19 protein-coding genes and 2 pseudogenes are annotated in these 24302 nt (G+C 68.8%); 10 read left to right on the forward strand and 11 right to left on the reverse strand.

From position 1 onward, the window contains the following. Positions 1–21: 21 nt before the first annotated feature. Complete coding sequence (locus AB0J36_RS14550) at positions 22–2550, reverse strand: DUF262 domain-containing protein (RefSeq protein ID WP_357392679.1); 2529 nt, start codon at positions 2548–2550, stop codon at positions 22–24. Between the two features lie 255 nt (positions 2551–2805). Between AB0J36_RS14550 and AB0J36_RS14555 the strand changes: the two genes are divergently transcribed. The 4 genes from AB0J36_RS14555 to AB0J36_RS14570 all read left to right on the forward strand — a co-directional run bounded on the left by AB0J36_RS14555 (position 2806) and on the right by AB0J36_RS14570 (position 13062). Beyond that, the gene (locus tag AB0J36_RS14555) at positions 2806–9234 is read left to right on the forward strand and encodes a DEAD/DEAH box helicase (RefSeq protein WP_357392680.1); all 6429 of its coding nucleotides are present in this window, start codon (positions 2806–2808) and stop codon (positions 9232–9234) included. Continuing rightward, on the forward strand, positions 9231–11414 hold the full coding sequence (locus AB0J36_RS14560) for a UvrD-helicase domain-containing protein (protein ID WP_357133126.1): 2184 nt from the start codon (positions 9231–9233) through the stop codon (positions 11412–11414). Before AB0J36_RS14555 ends, AB0J36_RS14560 begins: the two co-directional genes overlap by 4 nt. Before the next feature lie 50 nt (positions 11415–11464). Continuing rightward, entirely contained in the window at positions 11465–12742 is a 1278-nt protein-coding gene (locus AB0J36_RS14565; protein ID WP_357133128.1) for a serine/threonine-protein kinase, read from the forward strand. Between the two features lie 65 nt (positions 12743–12807). Then, positions 12808–13062 carry a hypothetical protein gene (locus tag AB0J36_RS14570; protein ID WP_357133130.1) on the forward strand — a complete coding sequence of 85 codons (255 nt, stop codon included), beginning with the start codon at positions 12808–12810 and terminating at the stop codon, positions 13060–13062. Between the two features lie 358 nt (positions 13063–13420). Here the strand turns inward: AB0J36_RS14570 and AB0J36_RS14575 are convergent, their stop codons facing one another. The 3 genes from AB0J36_RS14575 to AB0J36_RS14585 all read right to left on the reverse strand — a co-directional run bounded on the left by AB0J36_RS14575 (position 13421) and on the right by AB0J36_RS14585 (position 15276). Continuing rightward, the gene (locus tag AB0J36_RS14575; protein ID WP_357392681.1) at positions 13421–13924 is read right to left on the reverse strand and encodes a hypothetical protein; all 504 of its coding nucleotides are present in this window, start codon (positions 13922–13924) and stop codon (positions 13421–13423) included. A gap of 268 nt (positions 13925–14192) precedes the next feature. After that, positions 14193–14396 (reverse strand): DUF397 domain-containing protein, encoded by a 204-nt coding sequence (locus AB0J36_RS14580; RefSeq protein ID WP_357392682.1) that lies wholly within the window; start codon positions 14394–14396, stop codon positions 14193–14195. Beyond that, a complete protein-coding gene (locus tag AB0J36_RS14585; RefSeq protein ID WP_357392683.1) occupies positions 14389–15276 on the reverse strand; it encodes a helix-turn-helix transcriptional regulator in 888 nt (295 codons plus the stop codon). The genes AB0J36_RS14580 and AB0J36_RS14585 overlap by 8 nt, the downstream gene beginning before the upstream one ends. Before the next feature lie 230 nt (positions 15277–15506). Between AB0J36_RS14585 and AB0J36_RS14590 the strand changes: the two genes are divergently transcribed. Then, positions 15507–15809: a DivIVA domain-containing protein gene (locus AB0J36_RS14590; RefSeq protein ID WP_363660714.1), complete on the forward strand. Its 303-nt coding sequence runs from the start codon at positions 15507–15509 to the stop codon at positions 15807–15809. Continuing rightward, on the forward strand, positions 15806–16057 hold the full coding sequence (locus AB0J36_RS14595; RefSeq protein WP_363660715.1) for a hypothetical protein: 252 nt from the start codon (positions 15806–15808) through the stop codon (positions 16055–16057). The genes AB0J36_RS14590 and AB0J36_RS14595 overlap by 4 nt, the downstream gene beginning before the upstream one ends. A gap of 45 nt (positions 16058–16102) precedes the next feature. Here AB0J36_RS14595 and AB0J36_RS14600 read toward each other — a convergent pair whose 3' ends face one another. Further along, positions 16103–16360, reverse strand: a complete 258-nt coding sequence (locus tag AB0J36_RS14600) for a hypothetical protein (protein ID WP_357133142.1) — start codon at positions 16358–16360, stop codon at positions 16103–16105. Positions 16361–16579: 219 nt separating this feature from the next. Between AB0J36_RS14600 and AB0J36_RS14605 the strand changes: the two genes are divergently transcribed. Continuing rightward, positions 16580–17146, forward strand: coding sequence for an SMI1/KNR4 family protein (locus tag AB0J36_RS14605; protein ID WP_357392684.1), 567 nt, complete (start codon positions 16580–16582; stop codon positions 17144–17146). A gap of 185 nt (positions 17147–17331) precedes the next feature. Here AB0J36_RS14605 and AB0J36_RS14610 read toward each other — a convergent pair whose 3' ends face one another. Genes AB0J36_RS14610 through AB0J36_RS14625 form a run of 4 tightly spaced genes read right to left on the reverse strand, consistent with a single transcriptional unit; the run spans position 17332 to position 19551 of the window. Beyond that, positions 17332–17562, reverse strand: coding sequence for a hypothetical protein (locus AB0J36_RS14610; RefSeq protein ID WP_357392685.1), 231 nt, complete (start codon positions 17560–17562; stop codon positions 17332–17334). Positions 17563–17565: 3 nt separating this feature from the next. Further along, positions 17566–18789, reverse strand: a complete 1224-nt coding sequence (locus tag AB0J36_RS14615; protein WP_363660716.1) for a WXG100 family type VII secretion target — start codon at positions 18787–18789, stop codon at positions 17566–17568. 56 nt (positions 18790–18845) lie between these two features. Next, the gene (locus tag AB0J36_RS14620) at positions 18846–19166 is read right to left on the reverse strand and encodes a type VII secretion target (protein WP_357392687.1); all 321 of its coding nucleotides are present in this window, start codon (positions 19164–19166) and stop codon (positions 18846–18848) included. After that, positions 19153–19551 (reverse strand): YbaB/EbfC family DNA-binding protein, encoded by a 399-nt coding sequence (locus tag AB0J36_RS14625; protein ID WP_357392688.1) that lies wholly within the window; start codon positions 19549–19551, stop codon positions 19153–19155. The genes AB0J36_RS14620 and AB0J36_RS14625 overlap by 14 nt, the downstream gene beginning before the upstream one ends. A 139-nt stretch (positions 19552–19690) precedes the next feature. Here AB0J36_RS14625 and nhaA point away from each other — a divergent pair. Then, positions 19691–21151 (forward strand): annotated as a pseudogene (nhaA, locus tag AB0J36_RS14630) (Na+/H+ antiporter NhaA); the annotation flags it as partial. Then, positions 21147–21719 (forward strand): annotated as a pseudogene (locus AB0J36_RS14635) (MFS transporter); the annotation flags it as partial. The pseudogenes nhaA and AB0J36_RS14635, both read left to right, overlap by 5 nt. 56 nt (positions 21720–21775) lie before the next feature. Here AB0J36_RS14635 and AB0J36_RS14640 read toward each other — a convergent pair. Continuing rightward, complete coding sequence (locus AB0J36_RS14640; RefSeq protein ID WP_357121615.1) at positions 21776–22195, reverse strand: YchJ family metal-binding protein; 420 nt, start codon at positions 22193–22195, stop codon at positions 21776–21778. Positions 22196–22292: 97 nt separating this feature from the next. On the opposite strand from AB0J36_RS14640, the gene AB0J36_RS14645 reads away from it, so the two are divergent. Next, the gene (locus tag AB0J36_RS14645; protein ID WP_357121618.1) at positions 22293–23006 is read left to right on the forward strand and encodes an MBL fold metallo-hydrolase; all 714 of its coding nucleotides are present in this window, start codon (positions 22293–22295) and stop codon (positions 23004–23006) included. Positions 23007–23095: 89 nt separating this feature from the next. On the opposite strand, the gene AB0J36_RS14650 is transcribed toward AB0J36_RS14645, so the two are convergent. Further along, entirely contained in the window at positions 23096–24202 is a 1107-nt protein-coding gene (locus tag AB0J36_RS14650; RefSeq protein ID WP_363660717.1) for a magnesium and cobalt transport protein CorA, read from the reverse strand. Positions 24203–24302: the final 100 nt, after the last annotated feature.

Here is a 24302-nt window from a genome sequence, read left to right on the forward strand (position 1 = left end):
GATAAGGCGTCTGCCCTCCTGCTAGACCGTGAGCGTCTCGTCCGCCTGCTCGGACAGGTGGGCCTGGTCGTAGAACCACTGCAAGTGCTCCACAAGCGCCGAAGCGGCTGCGTGATCCGCGAGGACGGTCAGTGGGACGCCGGGTCGCAGTGAGAGTTTCGCGGCGGCGATGTTCACGCCGGGCACCTGATTAAGTCGTTGCCGGAACTGTTCACGCAGCGCCAAGGCGTCAAACGGCAGACGGCTGGACATGTGTTGGAAGACCACCTCAACTTTCCCGCTGGGGTAAACGGTCACCGGCCAGATGTCGCCGTCGCGGTGACCACGTTCGCGGGCCATCAGGAAGCAGGATGTTTCCGCTCCGCCGCCGTAGAGGAGCGTGCCGCCCATCTCGGTCCATCGGTCGAGCAGTGTCAGCGTGGCTCCGGCAACGACCGGGCCTTGTAGTACCCCGAGCTGCTCGGTGAAGCGTTCGGCGAGCGACTGCCCGTCACCGGGTCGAGGCTGGGGCAGCCGGCGTGGCAACTCGTCGGGGGCCAGCCCGGTCAGTTGTGCCAACTCGTCGAGGTCGATGCGCTGGGTCTGATCGGCGCGGCCGTGCTGGTCGAACTCGACCCCTTCGGCTTTGAGCACTGCGACCGGGTCTTCCATGCGTCCGTCGGGCCAACGGAACCCCCCGGCCTTGGTTCCTTCGGCCTGCAACACCCGATGGGCGTTGGGTACCGGGACGGCGCGTAGTCGGTTGCCGACCGGCTGGGGCGCGGTGCCGATCAACGCAGCGAGGTCTCCGTAGGTCGTCCAGGAGCCGGACGGCATTGCCGAGAGTGCCGCTTCCATGAGGTCCCAGCGGACCTCGGACTGATCGACGGTAGGTCCGGTCGGCCCTGGCCACAGATTGATGATTCGCTCGGCAAGGGCGTCGGCGCGGGCATGGATCTGCGGTCGCCCCCAGCGCTCACAGGCGACGATGTCCCGAGTGAGGCGTACGCCGCTCCTTGCGAGGTCGACCCGCTTGACGGCGAACGGGCTGTTGCCCAACTCGGCGTTGTAGCCGGTCAGCGTGAGGTTGCCCAACGTGTGCTTCAGAGCGTCGTGCACCTCTACGACGTTCTCGTGCGGTTCGAGATCCGCAGCGAGCATGCGCTGCCACTCTGGACCCATGCTCTGCGGCAGGACGTGCTCGATGGTCAACTTTGCTGGAGAGACCGGCTCCTTGCTGTCGTACGATTCCTCCAACCAGCGCAGCACCAGTGAACGCTGAGATGCCCTTCCGTTGGTGTAGAACGGCAGCGAACGTACTGCGTGGCGTACGTCGGCGTCCGTCGCGTAGTACTTGCGGCCGGCCGACAGGTAGGCGTGTACCGCATGGTCGACCGGCAGGTCCTTGTTCATCTCGGTGACGATGGACAGCAGATTGCGGTTGATGTTCGCGGTGGCTCGGCCTATCAGCAGCCGTCGGACGAGGAAGCTCTCCACGTACCGCATCGCCGACGCGACTTGCGCGCTGGTCGCAGTGCCCAGGCTGCGACGGTCCAGCAAGTGCAGCAGGAGCGGGTAGACGGTGGTCGTGCCCCAGGCGTGCAATCGCTCCAGCCGGAAACGTACGTCCGAGTCCTGCTCCTTGTCGGGATGCAGGATGATTTCCAGCAACCGACCGAGACGACCGAACCGTCGCACCTCGGCCTCAATGTCATCTTCCGTGCCGAGCCGGTCGAGCCGCGCCTGCTGTCGCGCGTACGTGTCGCCTTGTGTGATTCGCGGGTCGCGCTGCACCAGGTCCAACCAGAACAGGGTCTCCAACTCCGTTGAGTTGAACCGCTGCTGCAACGGCAGCCAGTGCGCGTCGTACACGGTCTTGCTGCGGTCGGGCAGACGCATGAACAGGTAGTTGCGCAGCAAGTCGGCTTGGGTCAGTTTGAGGCCGGTGTTGTTCAACGACTCGAAGATTCGATAGACATTGTCGTCGGGGTGCGCGATCACCGAGACCAGCGCTAACCCGAAGAGCACCGCATCTTCGAGGCCTTTGACCTGTGTCGCGTCGGCGGAAGCCGCCAGCCTGTCACGGAAGAACTTGTACGCAGCGCCGACCTCACCCCCACCGGCCTGCGCCGAGGAGTCCACGCAAGCCAGATAAGCGTCGAGGTCGGCCTGGGTGGGGACGAGCTTCAGACGGCGCTCGGGCACCCACTGGTTGACCAGATACTGGCCGGTGAGTCGGTCGCGGTGGCTGTCGTCTTCGGTGGCTACCCGATGGTCCCGGATGGCGCAGAGCAGAATGGACAGGGTGGTCAACCGCTGTTGACCATCGACCACCAAGAAAACGCCGACGCCGGCAGGACCGTTGTTGGGGCTGGGTGCCAGCACCAGCGACCCAATGAAGTGTGTCGTTTTCGGGTTCTCGACCCGGTCCTCGGCGAGTCGGACGATGTCGTCCCACAACCGCTCCAGTTGGTGACCCTGCCAGGAGTAGGTGCGCTGGTAGAGGGGCACCTGATACTGCTTTGTGCCTTCGAGCAGTCCTTGCAGGGTGGTCTCTGCCGCTGCGACCATTGGGTAGCCGTCACCTCATTCGTTCCGGAGCCGTTCCGGCACGCGATCATAAGGCGGATCACAAAGAGCCGTACACCCTTTCACCGCTGCCGGTGAGGTGGTAGGTGCGCCTGGTCGGATGTAAGCCGTGGTGAGAGTCGGGCTCAGCGCCCGCTCTGGAATGTATTTGTCGCGAATCCGACTCACCCCGCTGGCGGGCTGTCGCGCAGGTCAGCCCAGGTAAGGCGTGCAGTAGCATGCTGCGGTGATCCGCTCATGAGGCCGACCATCGCCGCCGACACACTGCGTCGGACCCTCACCCAGTACCTGACCACCACTTTCGGCTTGACCGAGGATGGCATACGCCAGGGTCTGGAGGGTTTTCTCTCCCACCCGGATCAGGGCATTTTCCGCGGCCCGTACCTGCGGATCCGCACTCCCTTTCGCCCGGCGAAGGGTGACTGGCGGGCGCACCTCGACTGGGCCCCGGCGGATTTCACCCCTTACCTGCACCAGGCGAACGCGTTCGCCCGGTTGTCGACGAAGGGCAAAGCGGCCACGCCGACCCTGATCACCACCGGCACCGGCTCGGGCAAGACGGAATCGTTCCTGATCCCGGTGCTCGATCACTGCCGGCGAGAGAAGCAGCAGGGCAAAGCCGGCGTCAAGGCGATCCTGCTCTACCCGATGAACGCGCTCGCCACAGACCAGACCCAGCGCATCAACGAGTTGCTCTCCGACCCGGCGCTCAGTCAGGTCACCGCCGGTCTGTACATCGGCGACGTCGCGGCCATCGAGTACGCGCATGTCTTGACTAAGCGGTCGGAGATGCGGCGCACGCCGCCGGACATCCTGATCACCAACTACAAGATGTTGGACCTGCTGCTCCAGCGCGCCGACGACCTGCCGCTGTGGGAGGGCGCCGAACCGGCGTACGTGGTGTTGGACGAGTTCCACACCTACGACGGCGCGCAGGGCACCGACGTGGCGATGTTGTTGCGCCGGCTCGCCGCGGCGCTCGACCTCGACGAGCCGGAGCGGCCGTTGGGGCCGATCTGCCCGGTGGCGACCTCCGCGACGCTCGGTGAGGGCGGCGGCCGGGACGGGCGTACCGCGATCCGTGAGGTCGCCGAGCAGGTCTTCGGCGTCGCCTTCGACGCCGGGTCGCTGGTGGGGGAGGACCGGTACGAGGCCGGCGAGTTCGTCGCCCGCCAGGACTTCAGCCTGCCGCTGCCCAGCCCGGAGCAGCTCGCGGCCGTCGACGACCGCGACCCCGAGGCGATGATGGCCGAGGTCGCGGAGCTGGTGGTCGGCGAGCGCTGTCTTGACGCCCCGACGCGACTGGGTGAGCTGCTCCGCCAGCACCCGTTGACGAAGGCGGTGCTCGACTCACTCCAGACGCGGCCGTGCACCCTCGACGAGATCATCGACGTGTTGCCGCGCAAGAACGCGACCGGCTGGGGCAGCGTGATGAAGACCCCGGCCGAGGTCACCGCGAAGGCTCTCGCCCGGGTCGTCGGGCTACTCTCCGTCGCGCAGAACCCGGACGTTCCCGGCCGTCCGCTGCTCAACATCGAAACCCACCTCTGGGTACGCGCCGTCTCCCGCCTGCTGCGCGGCACCTCCCACCAGGCCGCCTTCGGCTGGTACGGCGAAGCGCCGCGCGAGCTGGACCCGTACGCCACCGACGCCGACGTGGTCGTGGCCGACAACCGCTACCCACGGTTACCGGCCATCTACTGCCGGCACTGCGGTCGTTCGGGCTGGATGGCGTTGTCGCCGGAGAAGGATCCGCAGGAGCTGGAGACCGACCCGGACAAGATCTACCGGGCCAGCGTCGGCCGGGACAAGCGCCGGGTCCGCGCGCTGATCGCCGCGACCGACGACGAGGTATGCCAGCGCTCCCGCGGTCTGCTGGTCCTGGAGTACGGGCGTCGGGTGCGCCCCTTCGACGAGCACCGCGACCGCGAGCCCACCGACGACGCGGTCGTCGTGCTCGGTGACGTCCTCGACATCGACGGTGCCGAGAAGGACCGCTGCCCGTCCTGCGAGCTGGACCATGGCATCCGCTTCCTCGGCGCCGGCCTGGCCACCCTCGCCTCGGTGGCGATCACGCAGCTCTTCACCGGTGGGGAGCTCGACGAGGCTGAGAAGAAGACGCTGCTCTTCAACGACTCGGTCCAGGACGCCGCGCACCGCGCCGGTTTCGTCGCCAACCGGTCCTACTCGTTCTCTCTGCGCTCCCTGCTCGCCGGTCGGTTGAAGGCCGGAGAGTCGATCGGGCTCGACGGCCTCTTCGTCAGGATGATTGAAGAGGCGGCCAAGCCGGAGATCCTCTCCACCGTCGTGCCGCCGGATCTGCACGACCAGCCCGGTGTCGACAGCCTGCTCTCCGGTGAGCACGGCGGCAGCCGGGAGACCTGGGAGCTGATCAGCGAGCGACTCGTCTTCGCCACCGTGATGGAGACCGGGCTGCGTTCCCGCCAGGGCCGCACCCTGGAGTTGACCCGTAGCGTCGCCGTCGAGGTGGCCCTCGACGACCGGACGCGAGCCGCTGCGATCTGCCGGGATGTCCACCTCACCGGTCCCGGCCACCTCGCCGTGGCGCCGCCGGACGACGCCCGCTACCTCGCCTTCGTTCGCGGCCTGTTGGAACGGCTGCGTGTCCGCGGCGCGGTGTTCCACGAGTGGCTGGTGCCGTACCTGAAGCGCGGTGGCACCCGGTGGCAGATCTGGGGTGGCCGGCCGGCCGGGATGCCCGCGTTCCCGAAGGGGCTGTCCGCGCCCGCGTTCCTCCTCGCCACGCCGAAGTCCCGCACGGAGTTCGACGTGATCACCGCGCGGGGCAACTGGTACCAGGACTGGACGTCGCGCTGCCTCGGTCTCGAATCCGGTGACGCTGCCGGCTTCCTCAGCCGGCTGTTGCCGGCCCTCGCCGTAGCCGACGTGGTCGCCGCCGGCGACACCGAGGACGGCAACACGGTGTACGGGCTGATGCCCGGCCATCTGCGGGTGACCCGACTCGACGACTCGTCCGCCGCGATGGCCGGGGTCGGCTGCGACACCTGCCACTGGCAGCAGACCGAGCACCCCGACCGGGTGGCCGACTGGATCGGCCAGCCGTGCCGGCAGTACCGCTGCCGGGGTCAACTCCAGGCCGCCCGCGACGACACCGCTGCCGACGACTACTACCGCCGGCTCTACCTGGACAGCCCGGTGTTCCGGGTCGTCACCGGCGAACACACCGGCATGCTCACGCGCTTTCAGCGGGAGACGGTGGAGAAGCAGTTCCGCGACGGCGTGCGCTACACCGACCCGAACGTGCTCTCCTGCACGCCCACCCTGGAGATGGGTATCGACATCGGCGCCCTCTCGGCGGTGGTGCTCGCGTCACTCCCGCACGGCCCGGCCAACTACGTTCAGCGGGCGGGCCGCGCCGGCCGCAAGAGCGGTAATGCACTGGTGCTGACCCTGGTCGGGAGGACCGAACGGGACCGTTACTACCTGGCCGATCCGCGCGACATGATCGCCGGCCAGATCGTGCCGCCCGGTTGCTTCCTCTCCGCCGTGGAGATCCTGCGCCGTCAGTACCTCGCCCACCTGATCGACCTGGCCGCCCGTGGCCGTCTCGCCGGGGTGCTGCCGATGCCACGGCGGGCGCACGTGCTGTTCGGTCCGACCGGCTGGCTGACCGGCCTCGCCGAGGCCGCGCGTCGCGACGGCGCTCGACTGGTGGAGGAGTTCCTCACCCTCTTCGGCGACAAGGTTCTGCGACTTGCCGCCGACCAACTGCGCGAGTTCGCCGCCGATGGCATCGTCCACCGGGTCAAGGAAGCCGACGAGATCTGGGACTCCCGGTTGGCCGACCTGCGTCGCCGGATGCAGGAACTCGCCACCGCCCGAGGCGCGCTCGTGCCCAGCGACCCGGACCACGCCCGCGAGATCAAGATGTTGAAAGCGGAGGAGGGGGCGGTCCGTCGCCGGCTGCGCGAGGTCAGCTCGGCTGCCGCCCACGGCACGATGGTCGAGTTCGGACTGCTGCCGAACTACGCGCTCATCGACAGTCGAACCGACCTCGAAGCCACCCTGACCTGGGAGGACAAGGCCGACGGCGACCGTCGGTTCCACAGCGAACTCCGCGAGTACGCCCGCCCCGCCAGGCAGGCATTGGTCGAGATCGCTCCCGGCAACAGTTACTACGTCCGGGGCTACAAGCATGAGATCTCGGGGCTCGACGTCGGTCCGGCGGACCGGCCGGCGTACGAGCAGTGGCGAATCTGCGCCCAGTGCGGCTATGTCCGCACCCACCTCGCCAAGGAGGACACCAGCGCCTGCCCGCGCTGCGCGGACCCGGGCATCGCCGACCACGGGCGACTCTTCCAGGTGCTCCAACCGGCCCGGGTGCTCAGCCGCGACAAGCGCGACGATGCCCGCATCCGCGACGACAGCGACGACCGGGACCGGCGTTTCTACGCGACCACCGTCGCCGTCGACGTGGACCCGGCCAAGGTTGATTCGTCCTGGCGGCACGCCCGTGCCACGTTCGGCGTCGACTACAGCCGGCACGCGATGATCCGGCACTTCAACCTGGGCGCGCAGCGCTACGACCGGGCGGCCGAGTTGTTCGCGGGCGAGGAGGTGCGGATCAACCGCTTCCACACCTGCACCTCCTGCGGCGGGACCACGGTTGATGGCGCCCCTGGGGTGAGCCAACAACTCGCCGCGGAGGCCTCCGGGTCGACCGTCGTGAAGGGCGCTGAGCATCACCGGCCCTGGTGCCCCTACCGGCGCTCTCCCGCCGCCCCGGACGCCCACGTCGACCTGATCCTCGCCCATGAGTTGGAGACCGAGGCGCTGCGCATCCTGATCCCGGCCGCCTCCGCCGTGGTCCAGGAACGCATCGCGTCGTTCGCCGCCGCGATCCGACTTGGCATCGCCGCGCAGTACGGCGGGGACCCGGCGCATCTTCAGGCGGTGTCGGCCACCATGCCGGACGGGCAGAGCGACGGGACGCGCAACTTCGTGGTCGTCTACGACACTCAGCCGCAAGGCACCGGCTACCTGCACCGCCTCGCCAAACCTGGGGAGTTTCGCGCGGTCCTGGAACTCGCGCGGCAGCGGATCGCCGACTGCGCGTGTCGACACGAAGGCAGGGCGGTCTGTCACCGTTGCCTCCTACGCCACGCGCGCAATGAGCACTTCGCCCTGATGAGCCGCGACGAGGCCTTGGGGATGCTGGACAAGCTCCTCGACAACTGGGACGTCGAGGAGGGCACCCGGACGGACGAGATCTCGCTGATCCACCAGGTGGAGAGCGAGTTGGAGATGCGTTTTCTCACCAAGCTGCTGGCGCTTGGCGAGACACCCAACTCGGGCCTGCGGATCGATCGACGGACCGACCACGACGGTGCCCGCATCGCCGACCTGCGGTTCGTCCGCGACAACGGTCAGAGCGTCACCCACTGGCAGATGAAGCTGCAGAACACCGTTCGCGGCACCCGCCCCGACGTCCACTTCACACGCCTCGATGCCCCTTCGCCCGAGGTGGCCGTCTACCTCGACGGCTTCAAGTACCACGCTTCGTCCCAGTACAACCGGCTCGCAGACGACGTGGAGAAGCGGGCCCGGCTGCGCGCGCATGGCTACCTGGTCTTCGCCGCTACGTGGGACGACGTCAAGACCTGGGGCAGCACCGACGGGCAGGGGCGATGGACGCCGTACGGCGGGGTCAGCAAGCAGGCGGCCCGGGAGCGGTACCGGCAGTTCCTCCCCGGCGCCGACCCCGATGAGCTCGAGGAAACCATCTGGGTCAACCCGATCGAGCAGCTGATGCGCTTCCTCGCCGACCCCGACCTCACTCGGTGGCAGCGGCGGGCGGAAGCCACCCTGGCCGGCATGATCAAACAGGCCCGGGACAACACCGCCACCGACTCTGGTGGCGTCGCGGAGCGGCTCGTGGCGGCACTGCGCGGCGAGCCGCTACCCGGTCCGGTCGCAGGCAAAATCATGATCGCCCGTGCCCGGGACAATGCTGACTGCCCGGTGACCCTCGTCGTCGACGGGCGCAGCAAACCGCTGCCGACCTGGTCCGCGCTGACTGTCCTCGATGACCTGCCAGCCGCCGTGACCGGGGCGGGCCACAAGGACCGTTGGGCCGCGTGGCTCGCCTGGGGCAACGTCATCCAGTTTCTCGGCAACGGTGGCGGCGATGCCGGTCAGCTCGCCGTGTCCACCCTCGACACGTTCGAGCCGGCCTCGATGGCCGTCACCGAGGGCACCGGGCTCGTGCTGGCCCACCGCGTGCTGCCGCTCGACGAGGAGACGGCCACCTGGCTCGGCGTCGTCGCGCAGCCGGTGGCCGCCGAGCCCGGGAGCCTCGACACGGAGTCACCGTGGCGGGAAGTCCTGCGCTACCTCGACCCGGACGAGAAGACTCTCGACCAACTCGTCCAGCAACTCGCCCAACAGGACCTGCCCGCCCCGATCGTCGGCTACGAGCTGGGCGACCAGGGCTGGCCAGCCGAACTGGCCTGGCCCGACCGGCGGATCGCCATCGTGCTGACCGGCCCGTCCGACGACCCGGAGACCGAAGACCGCGATCGGGCGTACGCGGACGCGGGCTGGCACGCCCGTACCGCGCGGGAGTGGTCGGTTGACGAGTTGGCGGCAGAGATCAAGGCGACGACCGGGGGAGAACGCCGATGAGCACCGGAGCAACGACTCTGCGGATGCTGGACCGCGCAGACAAGGAGGTCATGAAGCTCACCCGCGCCGACATCGGAGCGGTCTACGAGTTCATGCACAAGTTCCGGCACAACCCGGAGAACCCGGGGCTCAACCTGAAGGCGCTCAACAGCGAATCCCGGCTGATGTCCGCCCGCGTCAACAAGGACTACCGGGCGCTGCTGCTGCACATCGCCGCGCGCGACTACCTGCTCGTCGCGGTCAAGCACCGTGGCGAGGTGTACGACGACCTCAGCCGGTACGCCTACCGCATCAACCGGATCACCGGGGGCATCGAGGTCGTCGACATGGCGCCCGTCGGTGACAGCATCATCGGCCGGGTGGTGCCGCCGGAGGTGGAGCCCGAGCCCGCACAGAAGCCGCTCTTTGACACCTACACCGACATGCAACTGCTGGATCTCGGTGTCTCGGAGCCGCTGCTGCCACAGATCCGCGAGTTGACCACCGAGGCGCAGCTCCTGGAACTACTCGACCGGGCACCGCAGCTCACCACCGACGTGCTCTTCGCCCTCTTCGACGGCACCCCCTACGACGACGTGCTTCAGCAGGTCACCGACCCGGTCCGGGCCGACGAACCGGTCGACCCCGAGGACTTCGAGGCGGCAGTGGAGCGCCCTGCCACGCAGGTGACCTCCGACGACGAGGCGTTGCAGGCGATGCTGGGCGAGGCCTTCGAGCGCTGGCAGATCTTCCTGCACCCCACCCAGCGGAAGCTGGTCGAGCGCACCTACAGCGGCCCGGCACGGGTCGGGGGTGGTCCCGGCACTGGCAAGACCATCGTCGCTCTGCACCGGGTAGCTCACCTCGCACGGCAGTTGCCGCCTGGCATGGACAAGCCGATCCTGCTGACGACCTTCAATCGGAACCTGGCCGCTGACCTCCGCACCCGCCTGATGGCTCTGGGCGGACAGGAGTTGGTGTCGCGCGTCGACATCGTCAACATCGACCGCCTGGCCAGCCGGGTCGTGGCGGAAGCAAAAGCGGGTGGCGGACGCCGGATGGTCGACGACAACCGTGTCCTTGAGCTGTGGGACGAGTTTCTGTTGGAGACCGGCGAGACCGGTTGGGATGCGGAGTTCCTGGCCGCCGAGTGGACCCAGGTGATTCTGGGTCAGGTGCTCAACTCGCGGACGGACTACTTCAAGGCCCGCCGCCCTAACCGGGGCCGCAATCTCACTCGGGTAGAGCGGGACCAGATCTGGCAGCTGACCGAGCGCTTCGCCACCTGGCTGGAGAATCGTGGCGTCTGGACCTGGCGACAGGTGGCGCAACGGGCCGCCCGTTTGGAAATGGACCGCACCGCCCAGAACCCGGGCGCAGCAGGTGAGTCATCCGGCGGGTTCTACCGACCGCGCTACCGGCACGTCGTGGTCGACGAGGCGCAGGACCTCAGCGCCGCGCACTGGAAGATGCTGCGCGCCATGGTCGCGCCCGGTCCGGACGACATGTTCCTCACCGGCGACACCCACCAGCGCATCTACGACAACCACGTCACGTTGGGCAGCCTCGGCGTCAACATCCGCGGGCGGTCGTCCAAACTCACGCTGAGCTACCGCACTACCCGGCAGATCCTCGCCGACGCTCTGCAGATCATGACGGGGGAGGTGTACGACGACCTCGATGGCGGCGAGGAGAACTTGGCCGGTTACCGGTCGCTGCTGCGTGGCGGCCGACCGGTATTCCGTGGCGCCACGACCTGGGCGCAGGAGCGGGATCTGATCGTCGAGCAGTTGCGCGGTTGGGGCAACCCGGTCGATGGCTCGGTTGCCATCTGCGTTCCGACCAAGGACCTGGCCGCTGACGTCATCAGCCAGCTGGAACGTGACGGCCTGGCGGTGGTGGAGATCGGGCCGGATGGCCCGAAGCGGCCCGACGGCGTGCACATCGGCACGATGCACCGCTTCAAGGGCCTCGAATACCAGCGCATGATCATCGCTGGGGTCAGCGACGGCTTGATGCCCCGGCAGATGATCAGCCGGTACCGAGACGCTGACCCCAAGCGCTACCAGCGCGAACGCCAGCGCGACCGGTCATTGCTCTTCGTTGCCGCCACCCGGGCCCGGGACGAGCTCGCGGTGTTCTGGCACGGCACGCCGAGCCCGTTCCTGACCGCGCGGCTCGTGCAGCGGCAGCTAGCCTGAACGCCGATCCTGCTCAGGCGGGTTGGTATGCGATGCAGGGGAGGCCGTAGGTGCAGGCGGGGGATCGCATCGGTGACCGGTACGAGTTGACGTATCCCGTCGGTCGCGGGGGAATGGGTCAGGTCTGGGCCGGCTTCGATCAGCGACTCGACCGGCCGGTGGCCATCAAGTTTCTTCGGCAGACGGAGGTGCCGGAGGACGAGCGTGAGACGGCAGCCAAGCGCTTCCGGCGGGAGGCCCGAGCGACCGCGAGGCTCGACCACCCCGGCGTTCCGGCGGTGCACGACCTGGGTGTGCACGGTGAAGACCTCTTCCTCGTCATGCAGCTCGTGCCGGGGATCGTCCTCGCCGACCACATCGCCGAGCAGGAGCGTCTGTCTCTTCGTGAGGCGGTTGTCATTGCCGCGCAGGTCTGTTCGGTGCTCGAGGCCGCACACGCCGCCTCTCTCGTACACCGTGACCTGAAGCCGCAAAACCTCATGATCACGCCGGCGGGAGTGGTCAAGGTGCTCGATTTCGGTGTGGCCGCGCTGCTGAGCCCGACCGAGGCGTCCCGCCTCACCGCGACTGGCCGCACGCTCGGAACCCCTGCCTACATCGCACCCGAGCAAGCGCAGGGCGGACCGGTTGGGCCCGCCGCCGATCTGTACGCCTTGGGCTGCATTCTGTTCGAGATGCTCGGCGGGCGCCCTCCCTACGAGGCGGCGAACGCGCCAGACATGATGCGTCGTCACCTGTATTCGCCGATTCCCATCATCGGCGAATATCGCTCGGATGTGCCCGACGACCTAGCGCATGTCTTGTACTGCCTGCTCGCCAAGGATCCGGCGGAGAGGCCGGCGTCGGCGGGCGAGGTTCACCGGCTCCTCACTCCGTTCGTTCATGGCGACGACATGCCAGGCTTTGCGGCCGAGCGAGTCGGCAAGAGAAACTTCAATGCCACAGCGCGGACGGTCTCGGCACCGCCCAAGAGTTTTCAGGAAGGGCTTGCGGAATCACGGGCGCGGGCACAACAACTCGCCGAGAATGAGCTCTTCGTGCAGGCTGCCGAAGTGTTGGAGCGAGCCCTTCACTCGCTGCCGGAAGACGAGGGCGAGCTCCTAGCTGTTGACGCAGTATCGGTGCGCGAAGACATTGCGAATCTCCTAATGCTGGCAGGTGATTTCCAACGGGCCCGAGGCGCCTTCGCGGCGTTGGCCCACGATCTGGACCAGTCAGGCGGCCAGCAGGATCTTGCTGAGGAGTGCTGGCATCAGGTGTTGGTTTGTGACGCCGAGATGGGACAGGTCACCAGCAACAGCCTCGTCCCGCCCAAGCTTCGTCTGTAGCCCTCATCCAAGTTCCTGTTGCTGGCCTGTGGACCGTTGGCGCACCGGAAGATACGGTCGACGCCATGCTCGCACGGACCTGTCGTGATGAGGTGCTTGAAGCAGCTCACGAATTGGCTGCTCGAAGCATCGACGGCAGCTTCACCGCCGAGGACGTCGTACGCCTGCTGATCAACAGGGGAAGCGTCTTCGCAGCGAGCACGATTCGCACTCACGTCGTCTCGCGTATGTGCGTGGACGCTCCAGCTCACCATGCCGTCCGCTATCCGGACCTCACTCGCGACGGTGGACGCTACCGCCTTGTCAATTTCAGCGGGTGAGCCTGTTGTCGCGGGCGCTGCCGACGAAGGCGGACCAAGCCGTCAGCGCGGCAGCCAGATGAACCGGCGTCATGGCAGGTTGCCCTCGTCCCCCTAGGCCGTGTGTCAAAGCCCCTGGCCGGCCTGCGGAGGCCGAGAGGACCGGCCGTTTCGGCCGCTGGTGAACCGCCGCTCGCGGGCCCGTGGTCCGGCCGGATCGGAGCCGCCCGCTCCATTGAGCGTGATGCCTGTGGGTCATCAAGATGACTCACCGGCATCACGCTCATTCTGGTGTCCGCCGTCCGCCCCTCGGCTCGACCGAGGACCTTGACACACGGCCTAGCGCCCTTCGGGATGAATATCGCGGTGTGATCGCCCGTTACAGCGAGACGACGACCGGTTGGACCTGGACGTTCTTGGTCAGCTGCTCAGGCGAGGGGACAGGCGTGCTGATGTTGACAGACAGGTTGTAGCCGTAGATGGCCACTCCGTCGAGGTGGTTCGCGCCCGGCCAGTCCGACTCCAGGCGGACCGCCATCCGAGTGGGAAAGTTGGTCACCTTCTCGGCGCACGACCGGATCAGGACCACGCTCGGGGTGGCGGTCAGGTGGGTTGCCAGCATCCGGGCCAGCTTCTTGTAGGTCCACCCCCAGTCCTTGGCACCTGCCTCGGCGTCACCGATCTCCTCGTCGTTGCCGTGGGCGCGGATGCACAGCGGCTCCCCTGCCTGCACCCCAGCCAGGTAGGTGGCCAACTGCCGATCCGCCTCGGCCTGCGTGAGTCCGGCGTCGATGGGCAGAAGCGCACCCCATGCGGCCGCGCCCGATTCGGCCCCTTCCGATTGACGGCGGGTATTCGGGTCCTGGGTCGCCACGATGAACATGACATGCACCTCCGGCTCGCTGCCTTATTGGACGGACGAGAGGAGGTTAGCCCGGTGGGCGAAGAAGCACGCTGTCGTCTATCCGGCCCGAATTCCCGAGGTCGCATGTTCGACAAGTATTCGCCGACTTTTTGGACAGCCGTGACTAATCGCGATCCTCGATCCGCAATTCCCGCAGAGGCAAATGGCATGGGACCGGTCCCCGGTGGCGACAATCAGTGGCTCTGCGCCGCGACGGTCATTAGCGCCGGTGCGTCTGCATCTGAGTTCAGTGGATCAGCGCGTTCTCACGGGTGCTGCCGACGAAGGCGGACCAAGCGGTTGGGTGGAAGGTGAGAGCCGGTCCGGCCGGATCCTTGGAGTCGCGGACGGCGACGATGTCGGGGATGTTCGTGGCGACCTCGACGCAGGCGCCGCCGTTGTCGCCACTGCGGGTGCTCTTGCGCCAAGCGGCGCCGGTCAGATCAGTCATGCCGCATCTCCCCGGAAATCTGCTTGATCATGTCCTTCGATTCTGCCTCGTCGAGGGCCAGCGCATCCAGCCCTCGCCAGACGTGTTCGTAGGCGGCCAGCTCGTCGGGCTTATCGAGGTACAGCGCCCCGGTCAGCGACTCGCTGTAGACCACCGATGGTTCTGGGGCTGCTCGGCCGCCCTTGGTCGGCGGGAAGTCGAGAAGCATGAAGGTGCCAGCGACGGCACCTGGCTGTGGTCCCGCAGCTAGCGGCAGCACCCGGATGGAGACATTCGGTAGCTCCGAGACCTTGAGTAGGAGGTCGAGTTGCGTGATCATGACGCTGGGGTCGCCGACCGTGCGTCGAAGCACCGCCTCGGACAACACCGACTCCAACCGTGGCGCTGGCGGGAGCCGTCGCAAGAGGAGCGCCTGTCGCTGAAGCCGCACTTGAACGGCGCGCTCCCTATCTTCGTCGCTGAGGATCCTGCCGCGCCGGAACAATGCGTCGGCATAGCCCTTGGTTTGCAGGATCCCGGGGATCAGGGATTCGTCGAAACCTCTCAGCCGCGAAGCGGCGGATTCCAGGCCGACGTACAGCTCGAACCAGTTCGGCACCGCATCGCCGTACGCGTGCCACCAGCCCTTCGACTTCGTCTCGGCGGCCAGCCCGCGCATTGCCTCGGTCATCTCGGGCGACACCCCGTACAGCTCGCACATCGCCTTGACGTCGAGCACTCGGACCGAGCCCTGGCCGCATTCGAGTCGCCAGATCTTCTGCCGGCTGTATTCGAGCGCTTCGGCGGCGGCGTCGAGGGTCACGCCGGCTTCGTTGCGGAACTGGCGCAGCAGCCGACCGAGTTGCCGGCGCGGCACGGTCGATCCAATGTCGTCTGACATTCGCACACTCCCTGGTTCCAAGGCGCAACGCTGTGTTACCTGCTCCTGCAACTCCTACGCGTTTCAGCAAAGAAAGTCAATGCACGACGGGGAAATCGCGGTATTGAACGTTGCATTTCCGATGCGGACTGTCGCAGGCTGATCGAAGCACGGCGGCCGGCCGGTCCCCCCGAACGGCCGCCGTGCTCCCCGAACACCCTCGCCCCTCCGCGTCAGGAAGGCAGGCAGACATGAACGCCAGAAACGAGCGACCCAGAGCGGCGAGCGGTGGTGGGACCGATCGCTCCGGGGCGTACACCGGTCTCTTGCCGTGGCAGGTGCGTGAGCGCCACTTCACGCCGGCCGGGCTCGGACGTCGCGGTCTGAACCCCGACGACGTGTACGCCTTCCTTGACCGGGTCGCCGCCGACATGGCCGCCGTCTACGCCGCTCTCGCCGAAAGTCGCCGCGAGACCGTCCGGATCAAGGCCGGGCTGCGTCGCTGGCAGACTGATCAGGCCCGTGCCCGCAACGAGCGGGACCAGGCCCAGTGAGCCAGCGGTACGTCATCCACCTGCCCGTCGTCGCCACCGACCTGCCCGCCGCGCAACGCCTGGCCCGGGTCATCGGTCGATGGATGTTGGTGCTGCCGATGACGGACCCGGGGGAGACGACCGTCTCCGAGGAGGACCAGCAGTTCCTGCGCCACCGGGTCTTCTGCGACCTGCGGCTGCCCGGCGGCCGGCGCTGCCTCCTGCGCGACGGCCACGACGGCGAATGCTCCCGCCGCCTACGCAGATGAGGGGAGCCGCCGCCGGCCGAGCGGGGCCGGCGGCGGAACCAACGCTCAGTACGTGAAGGTCCAGAGGAAGTAGAACCCGGGTGCGTTGGGACCGTACTGGCGGTACTCGCAGTAGTACCAGCTCCACTGGCCGGTGCGGGCACCCTCGCTGCCGTAGCTGTTGCAGAACTGGCCATCGGAGTAGACGCCGCGGAGTGTGCCGCCCTGCGGGTCGGCTGCCGCCGCGGCGGCGCCGGTTCCGACGAGTCCACCGATTGCGAGCGTCGCCGCCACCGCCAGCGTCGCCCATCTGCGTCCGCGCATGGAGTCTCCTTCCGTCACCGTCCACAGTGCACGTGCTCCGCGCCGAGTCGAGACCAGGACATCGAAGTTGGTGAGTGTCAGGCTATCCGTTGGGGCGGCCTCCGTAGTACGGGCCGAACGGGTGACGCAGGAGTGCGCTCGAATCCGGACCGGGAGGCGACCGGGTCGAGGAGAATGCCCCCTGACGGGCGACAACCCACTCGGGGGTTAGGCTGGGGCGTGGATGGCGAGCGCGTTCTCGGGCTGGTGGCAGCGATTGCCGACGGGGTCACGGCCTCCCGTGAGCAGTTGCAGGGTTTGACGCAGTCCGAGATCGATGAGATCGAGACCGATCAGGCGGTGCCGCTCGTCCAGAGCTACCGGCGGTTCCTGGAGTTGGTGGGGCGCAGTGCCGGGCACTTCTTGCAGGGCAGTGACGTGTTCTACCCTTCTGCGCTGGGTCTGGGTCGAGCCGCTCGCGAGCTGTTGGAGGAAAACCGGGTCCCGTTCGTGTGGACGGCAGAGGATCGAGTGATCCTGATGCATCAGGGCTATCAGTTCGACTTCCTCCGGGGTGCGGGCCCGGATCCCGAGGTCTGGTCCTACTGCGAAGGCACGACGGTTGGCGTGCCGGTCATCAGCTACCCACGCTTCACCGACTGGCTGCAGGCGCAGGTCGAGCAGCAGACTCAGGCATGGGCTCGAATAGTGCCCTGGTACGAAGCCGAAAGGGCCAAGCCGCCAACAGAGCGACGCGTGTTCTTCGGTCGGATAGACCCGGATGGCAGCATCACCGAGGAGATGTAGGCCTCTTCAAGTCATCCGTTGTTGGCCACGACGAGAGTGTGGCCCGGTGTCGGACGGCGAGCTTGTCGGACCTGGTGAACATAGCCCGGGTACCCGCTCGCTCTGGCGGACGTTCCAGCGACTCCTGGTGCCCGCCGACCTCGCTTGAAGCGACACTCACCCGCCGCTTGCGCACGCCGACGGGGTCAGCTTGCGAACAGCATCCGCGTCGGGAATTCGCCGCTGGACCGCCAGGCCTTCACGATCTTTGCCGTGATCGCGCCGGCGGCCGAGTTGAAATCGCCATCTTCGACACGGGCGTCGAGGGTGCTTGGATCGATCGTCAGAATTCGGTCGAACCTGTCATCCAAGCCGAACTCGTATCGGACCTCGCCGGCAGTCGCTTCGACACGTCGGGCGGTCACCATCATTCCCATGCCCTAGCCTCCCATGTCCGCGTAGTCCTCGTAGGTCGGCCTGGGTATGGACGACTCCCAGTTGGACACCTGGTTGGCGGCAAGATGTGCTTCGCGGTATGCCGCCTGCGGATGTGCCCGGTAGTACCGCAGCTCCGCCAGTTCGTGCTCCAGTAGGGCGTAATCCTCGGGTAACGCGCCGCCTCGTCGCAAGCGTAACCATGCCTCAGCCATGGGCGGGCTCGGATCATATCGTTGATGGATGATCCCGCCTGCGTAGTCGTCCATCGGGTGCTCGTCAACGAAGATGTGTCGACGGATCTGTTCTATCTCCTCGCGTGAAAACCCTTGGGAACCGTCAAGGCGGGGGGCATCCGCGACCTGGCGAGCTACGAGGTCAGCATCATCCTGCCTACGGATGGCGTCGTATGCCTCTTCTGCCCAACGATCCTGCCGACCATAGTCCGCCAGATCACGAGGCCGAGTGGTATGGCCGCCATGAAAGCCAGATGCCCCCTCTCCCGCGTTCCCCGGCCGCGCAGTTGGCGAATCGCGCAGTCGTCCCAGCGCCTGCTTGAGCTTCTCGATGAGGTCGCCGAGCCGGCGTACCTCCGGGATCAACCGTCGCAGGCTGGCCAGCAGTGCACGAAGCATCCGCGCGATCCGCGCCCCCCACGACGCGACCAGCGTGGTCACCTGCTCCACGACCAGCGGTGTGGCGAGTCCGCCGGTGAAGACGAGTTCGCCCGCGTACGTGATGAGGCGGGAGACGCAGGTGGCGATCGCGTCGCGGACCAGGAGCCGGACGGCGGCGACCAGGCCGGCGGCGCCTTCGGTGATGGCGGCCATGGTGTCGGCGCCCTGGGCGAGGCCGGTGATGGCCTGGTGTTGTTCGGCGGTCCAGGCGCGGTAGGCGGGGCCGGCGCTGCCGCCCCAGCCGGCGACGTCGTCGCGGACGGCCCGGGTCAGCTCGGCTGCCTCGTCGCGGAGCGAGGTGGCGACGTTGCGCCAGGTCTGGGCGTGTGCGGTGATCTGCGCCGGGTCGCCGGCGAGCCAGTCGAGCGCCTCGCTGAGCGGCTTGACGTGTTCGATGAGCCAGGCGATTCCGTACTGGAGCAGGGCGCCGACCGGGTCGGAGACGAAGGCGAGCGCGTCGAGGCCGGCGCTCACGACGCCGAGGCTGCCGTCGATCCAACTGCCGCTGCGGATGCCCTGCGCGATGAGTTCGATGTCCTCGCAGATCCACACTCCCGCCCAGGCGCTGGGCGGGGTGTCCGCTGCGGCGGCGACGAGCGGGTTGGACGTCACGGGCGTTGCCGCACCCCGTCGAGCAGGTGCTTGGCGTGGGCGTCGGAGTGTCGGTAGCGGTCGGCGCTGGTCCGCAGCTTTCCGGCGGTGTCCCGCACCGAGCCCGCGGCGACGCCGATGCCGTCGACCAGGGTCCGCTGGAGGCCGTCGAGCAGTGTCGGCATCAGTGCGCAGAGCTGCCCGTACGCGTCGGTGCCCAACCGGACGTGCTGGCCTGCCTGTTGGGCGGTGTCGAGGCTGCCGGCGCAGCGATCGAGGCGCGCGGCGTGGGCGGTCAGGTCGTCGGGGTCGACCTGGATGCCGTCACCGCGGGGCATCGTTCGGCCCTGGATCGTGGTGCAGCCGAGTGCGGTAGGAGTCGATGATGGCTCGCGCGCCCGCGTCGTCGCCGAGGGACTCCGTGGTTACTTCGGCTACCTGCCGCAGCAGGTCGGAGCGGGCGGCTCTCGTGGTGTGCACGATCTGCTCGGCGGTGCGCGCCGCGGGTTGGTGCCGGGTGCGCTCGTCGAGTCGCAGGTCGATCAGCAGGCCCGCCGAGTCGACGGTGACCAGGACCGTCCGATCGGGGGTGTGGGCGGTGCCGGTCAGCTCCCGCATCCGCGTCGACAGCGTCTTGGCCCGTTCCGCCCGTTCGGCGAGCGACGACTCCCACTCGTCGAGCCGGCGCTCCGCCGCGTCGAGCGCGGCGTCGTCCGCCCACATGCTGACCCTCCCCAGGGGACCATCGCCGGCCACCGCCAGCGAGATCACCGGTACGCTACCAACCAGTCGCTTTCTGTGCACGCCCGAGACGATCGCGAATCCGCGCCGGGAGACGGTCCGGCCGAGGAAGATTGCCTCCGTGACGAGCGACAACGCGCACCGGGGGTGGTCCGCCCGGACGGCCTGGCAGGGGCGGATCAACGCCCCGCTGCGCGCGTTCCTGCGCACCGAGACGGGCGGCGCGCGGGTGGTGCTGCTCGCCGCCGTGGTGGCCCTGCTCTGGGCCAACCTGCACCCGTCGTCGTACGAGTCGGTGTGGCGCACCAGCCTGTCGGTCCGGCTCGGCGACTGGCCCGTCTCCCACGACCTGCGTACCTGGGTCAACAGCGGCCTCATGACGTGCTTCTTCCTGGTCGCCGGCCTGGAGCTGCGCCGCGAGTTCGACATCGGTGAGCTGCGTGAGCGGCGTCGGCTGTGGTTGCCGATGCTGGCCGGGTTTGGCGGCATGCTGCTGCCGATCGGGATCTACCTGGCGATCAACGCCGGACGGTCGACCGCCGTGGGCTGGGGTGCGGTGATGGCCACGGATACGGCCCTCGCGCTCGGCGCGCTGGCCGTCTTCGGGCCGCGTTTCTCGGACCGGCTGCGGGCCTTCCTGCTGACGGTCGCGGTCGTCGACGACCTGGTGGCGATCGCGGTGCTGGCGGTCGCCTACCCGTCGCACTCCTCGCCGAGGGCGCTGCTCGTCGCGGCTCTGATCTTCGCCGTGGTGCTGCTCCTGCGGGTCTGGAAGATCCGGCACGGGTGGTTCTACACGTTGCTCGGGGTGGCGGCCTGGCTCGCGGTGTCGGAGTCCGGCGTCGACCCGGTCGTGGTGGGCCTGCTGATGGGGCTGCTGACCTACGCGTACGACCCGGGCCGCAAGGACCTGCAGTGGGCGAGCGACCAGTTCCGCCTCTTCCGGGAGCAGCCCACCCCCAAGCTCGCCCGGATGGCCCAGGCCGGGCTCACCGCGGCGCTGTCGCCGAACGAACGACTACAGAGCCTCTACCATCCGTGGGCCAGCTACGTGATCGTGCCGCTGTTCGCGCTGGCGAACGCCGGGATCGTCATCGACGGCGAGCTGCTGGGCCGGGCCGTGACGTCTCCGGTGACGCTCGGCGTGGTGGCGGCGTACGTCGTCGGCAAGCCGGTCGGCATCCTGATCACCTCGTGGTTGGTGACCCGGCTCAGCGGCGAGCGGTTCCGGCCGCCGGTCGGCTGGGTCGCCGTGGTGGGGGTCGGCACGGTCTCCGGTATCGGGTTCACCGTGGCGCTCCTGATCGCCAACCACGCCCTGCACGGCCCGGCGCTGGACGAGGCGAAGCTCGGCATCCTCGTCGCGACGGTGGGCGCGTCCGTCCTCACCTGGCTGCTGTTCCGGATCGTCGCCCGGCTCTCGCCGACCCGCCGCGCCCGTGCGCTGCTCGGCATGGCCATGGGCATCGTCGACCTGAAACTTCCGGTGGATCCGGAGCGCGACCACCTGCGCGGGTCGCTCGACGCGCCGGTGACGGTGGTGGAGTACGGCGACTTCGAGTGCCCCTACTGCGGGCGTGCGGGCCGCCGTGCTGCTGGTCGCCGTGGTGGCCGCCGACTGGGGAGCGCTGGACGAGTACACGCCGCTGCTGGCCCTGGACACCGGCGCTGACGCGCGGGCGGTGCCGCTGCTGCTCCTGTTGCTGTGGGCCGGCGTGACCGTGGGCGGGCTGCTCGCCCCGGTGGGCGAACGGCTCGGCCGTCGGGGCTACGCCGCGCTGCTGGGGCTCGTCGCGCTGGCGCTGGCCGGGGGCGCACTCGTCCGGCATCCGGCCGGTTTCGTGCTGCTCGCGGTGGCGTTCGCGGCCGCGCAACTGGCGACTGTCCTGGCCGACGCGCGACTACAGGCCCGGATCACCGGTGGCAGCCGCGCCACCGTCACCTCACTGGCCGGGATGCTCACCGACGTGCTGATCATCGGGACGTACGCCGGGTACGGGCTGGTCGCCACGGCGGCCGGCAACGCGGTCGCGTTCGCGGTGGCCGCCGGGGCGTACCTCGTGGTGGCGCTGGTGGTGCGGGGTCGCCGACGCCGCCCCGCGGCCGTGCGTGACGACGTCGCCGCGGCCGGTGCGCGCGGCCCGGGGTGAGGTCGTGGCCCGGCGGCGGTCCCGCCGTCCGACGTCGTCGTAGGTCGGCGGGGCCGTCAGGACAGTTCGCCGTCGAGGTAGACCCAGCGACCGTCCGCGCGGACGAAGCGGCTGCGTTCGGTCAGCGTGCCCGGCCGACCGGCCTCGCGGTAGTGGGCGTGGAACGTGACCGTGCCGGTGGCGTCGAGCAGACCACCGCGCTCGGTCTCGACGATCTCCAGCCGGGTCCACCGCTGTGCCGGGTCCAGTTCCAGCCGTTCCGGCCGGGTGTCGGAGTGCCAACTGCGCAGCAGGTAGCCGGTGTCGTTCCGCGCGAACGCGCTGAACCGGGAGCGCATCAGCGCCTCGGCGGTCGACGCCTCGGCGGTGCCGCCGTGCACGGGGGCGCAGCAGTCGGCGTACGCCCCGCCGGACCCGCACGGGCAGCGCCCGCCGGTCGTCGCGTCCGCCCGCCGGCCTCGTCCCGCTCTGCCCACCGGCCCATCCTGCCGTACCCGCCGGCCGGCCGTGAGAACCGGTCGCCCACGCGTCGACGGACAGTGATGGTCGACGATCGCCCCTAGAATCCCCAACATGACGCGTTCCCCGGCGGTGTCGCTCGCTCCGAACGTCTGGCGCATCCCCACCGTGGGGCGCTCGGCCGTCAACTCGTACGCCTTCGTCGACGACGACGGCAGCGTGACGCTCGTCGACTGCGGGCTGGCCAAGGCCCCGGCCCGGATCGTGCGCGGGCTGGCCGCGATGGGCAAGACGCCGGCGGACGTCACCCGCATCGTGCTCACCCACGCGCACCCCGACCACGCGGGCGGGGCGGCCGAGATGTCCCGCCGTACCGGCGCGCCGATCGCCGCGCACGCCGCCGACGTCCCGTACGCCGAGGGCGGCCACAACCCACCGGTGGACCCGGCGGTGACCGGCGGCCGGTTCTTCACCCGGATGGCCGGCGGCCGGTTTCCGGCTGTCCAGGTGGCGCAGCCGCTCGCCGACGGCGACGTGCTCGACGTCGGCGGTGGCCTGCGGGTGGTGCACACCCCCGGGCACTCGCCCGGTCACGTGTCACTGCTGCACGAGCCGACCCGACTGCTGATCACCGGGGACGCGCTGTTCAACGTGCTCGGCGTCCGCTGGGCCCCGAAGCTGTTGTGCAGCGACTACCGGATGACGCGGCAGACCGCCCACGTCTTCGGGGAGTTGGAGTACGACATCGCGGCGTTCACCCACGGCCCGGAGCTGACCGACCGGCCCCGGGAACGGATCCGCGCCTTCCTCGCCCGCCGCCGATCCTGACCCCTCGCCGATCTTGCACTTGCTGTCCCCGCATTGCCGGCAAAGGGTGTATGTCGGCGACCGGAAGTGCAAGATCGCGGGGGAGGGGGTCAGAGCCAGCCCGAGCGGCGGAACAGGCGGTACAGGGCGAGCGCGGCCACCGCCATCAGGGCCAGCGCGCCCGCGTAACCGTAGCGCCAGGCCAGCTCGGGCATGTGATCGAAGTTCATGCCGTAGACGCCGGCGATGCCGGTCTGCGTGGCGGCGATCGCGGCCCACGCGGCGATCTTTCGCATGTCGTTGTTCTGCTCGACGGCGAGCTGCGCCAGGCGGGACTGCACGATCGAGGTGAGCAGATCGTCGTACGCGGCCACCCGGTCCACGGCCCGAGCCAGCCGGCCGTCGACGTCCACGAACCAGCGGTGCAGGGCGCGCGGCGGTCCGTCGCCGGTCGGGTCGAGCAGTGTCCGCAGGGGCGTCTGGAGCGGAAGCACCGCCCGCTTGAACTCCACGACCTCCCGCTTGAGCTGGTAGATGTGCTGAATGTCGGCCGACCGTTCGCGGGCGAAGACCGCCTCCTCGACGCGTTCCAGATCGCGCTCCACGTGCCCGGCCACCTCCAGGTACGTGTCGACCATGCGGGCGCAGACCGCGTACGCCACCGCCCAGGGACCGGCGGCCAGCAGCGCCGGCCGGCGTTCGATGTCGGCGCGGACGTCGCGCAGCGCCCCGGCCGCGCCGTGCCGCACGGTCACGGCGAAGCGGTCACCGAGCAGCACCATCACGTCACCGGTGTCGATCACCTCGGACGTGTCGGTCAGCTCGGCGTGCTCCACGTACCCGGCGGTCCGCAGCACCAGCAGGGTGACCGGCCCGTGCCGCTGCACCGTGGGCCGGTGCCCGTCGGCGAGCGCCTGCTCGACGGTCAGCTCGTCCAACCCGAAGGTGCGCCCCACCGCGGCGAGCACCGCCGGCCCCGGCTCGTGCAGTCCGAGCCACACGAACGCGTCGCGGGTGCGCCGGGCGCTCGCGTACGCGTCGTCGTAGTGCGGTCGGCCCGGCTCGCGGCGACCCTTGACGTACACGGCGCAGTCGACCACGGCGTCCGGATTGGACCGCCGGGGGGCGGGAGTCTCGCCTCCGGGACGGCCGAGCAGTCGACGGGCCAGGGCGCGTACGCCCCGACCGGCCCGGTCCCGTACCGCTCGCTGATCCACGACGCGCCCCCTCCCCGCGCACCGTCGCGGCCACGGCGCTCGCAGGGCATGGTGCCACCGGACTCTGCCCAGCGGCGTCCGGCCCCCGACAGTGGGGCGC

Source organism: Micromonospora sp. NPDC049662 (genome assembly GCF_040675055.1).
GTDB lineage: Bacteria > Actinomycetota > Actinomycetes > Mycobacteriales > Micromonosporaceae > Micromonospora.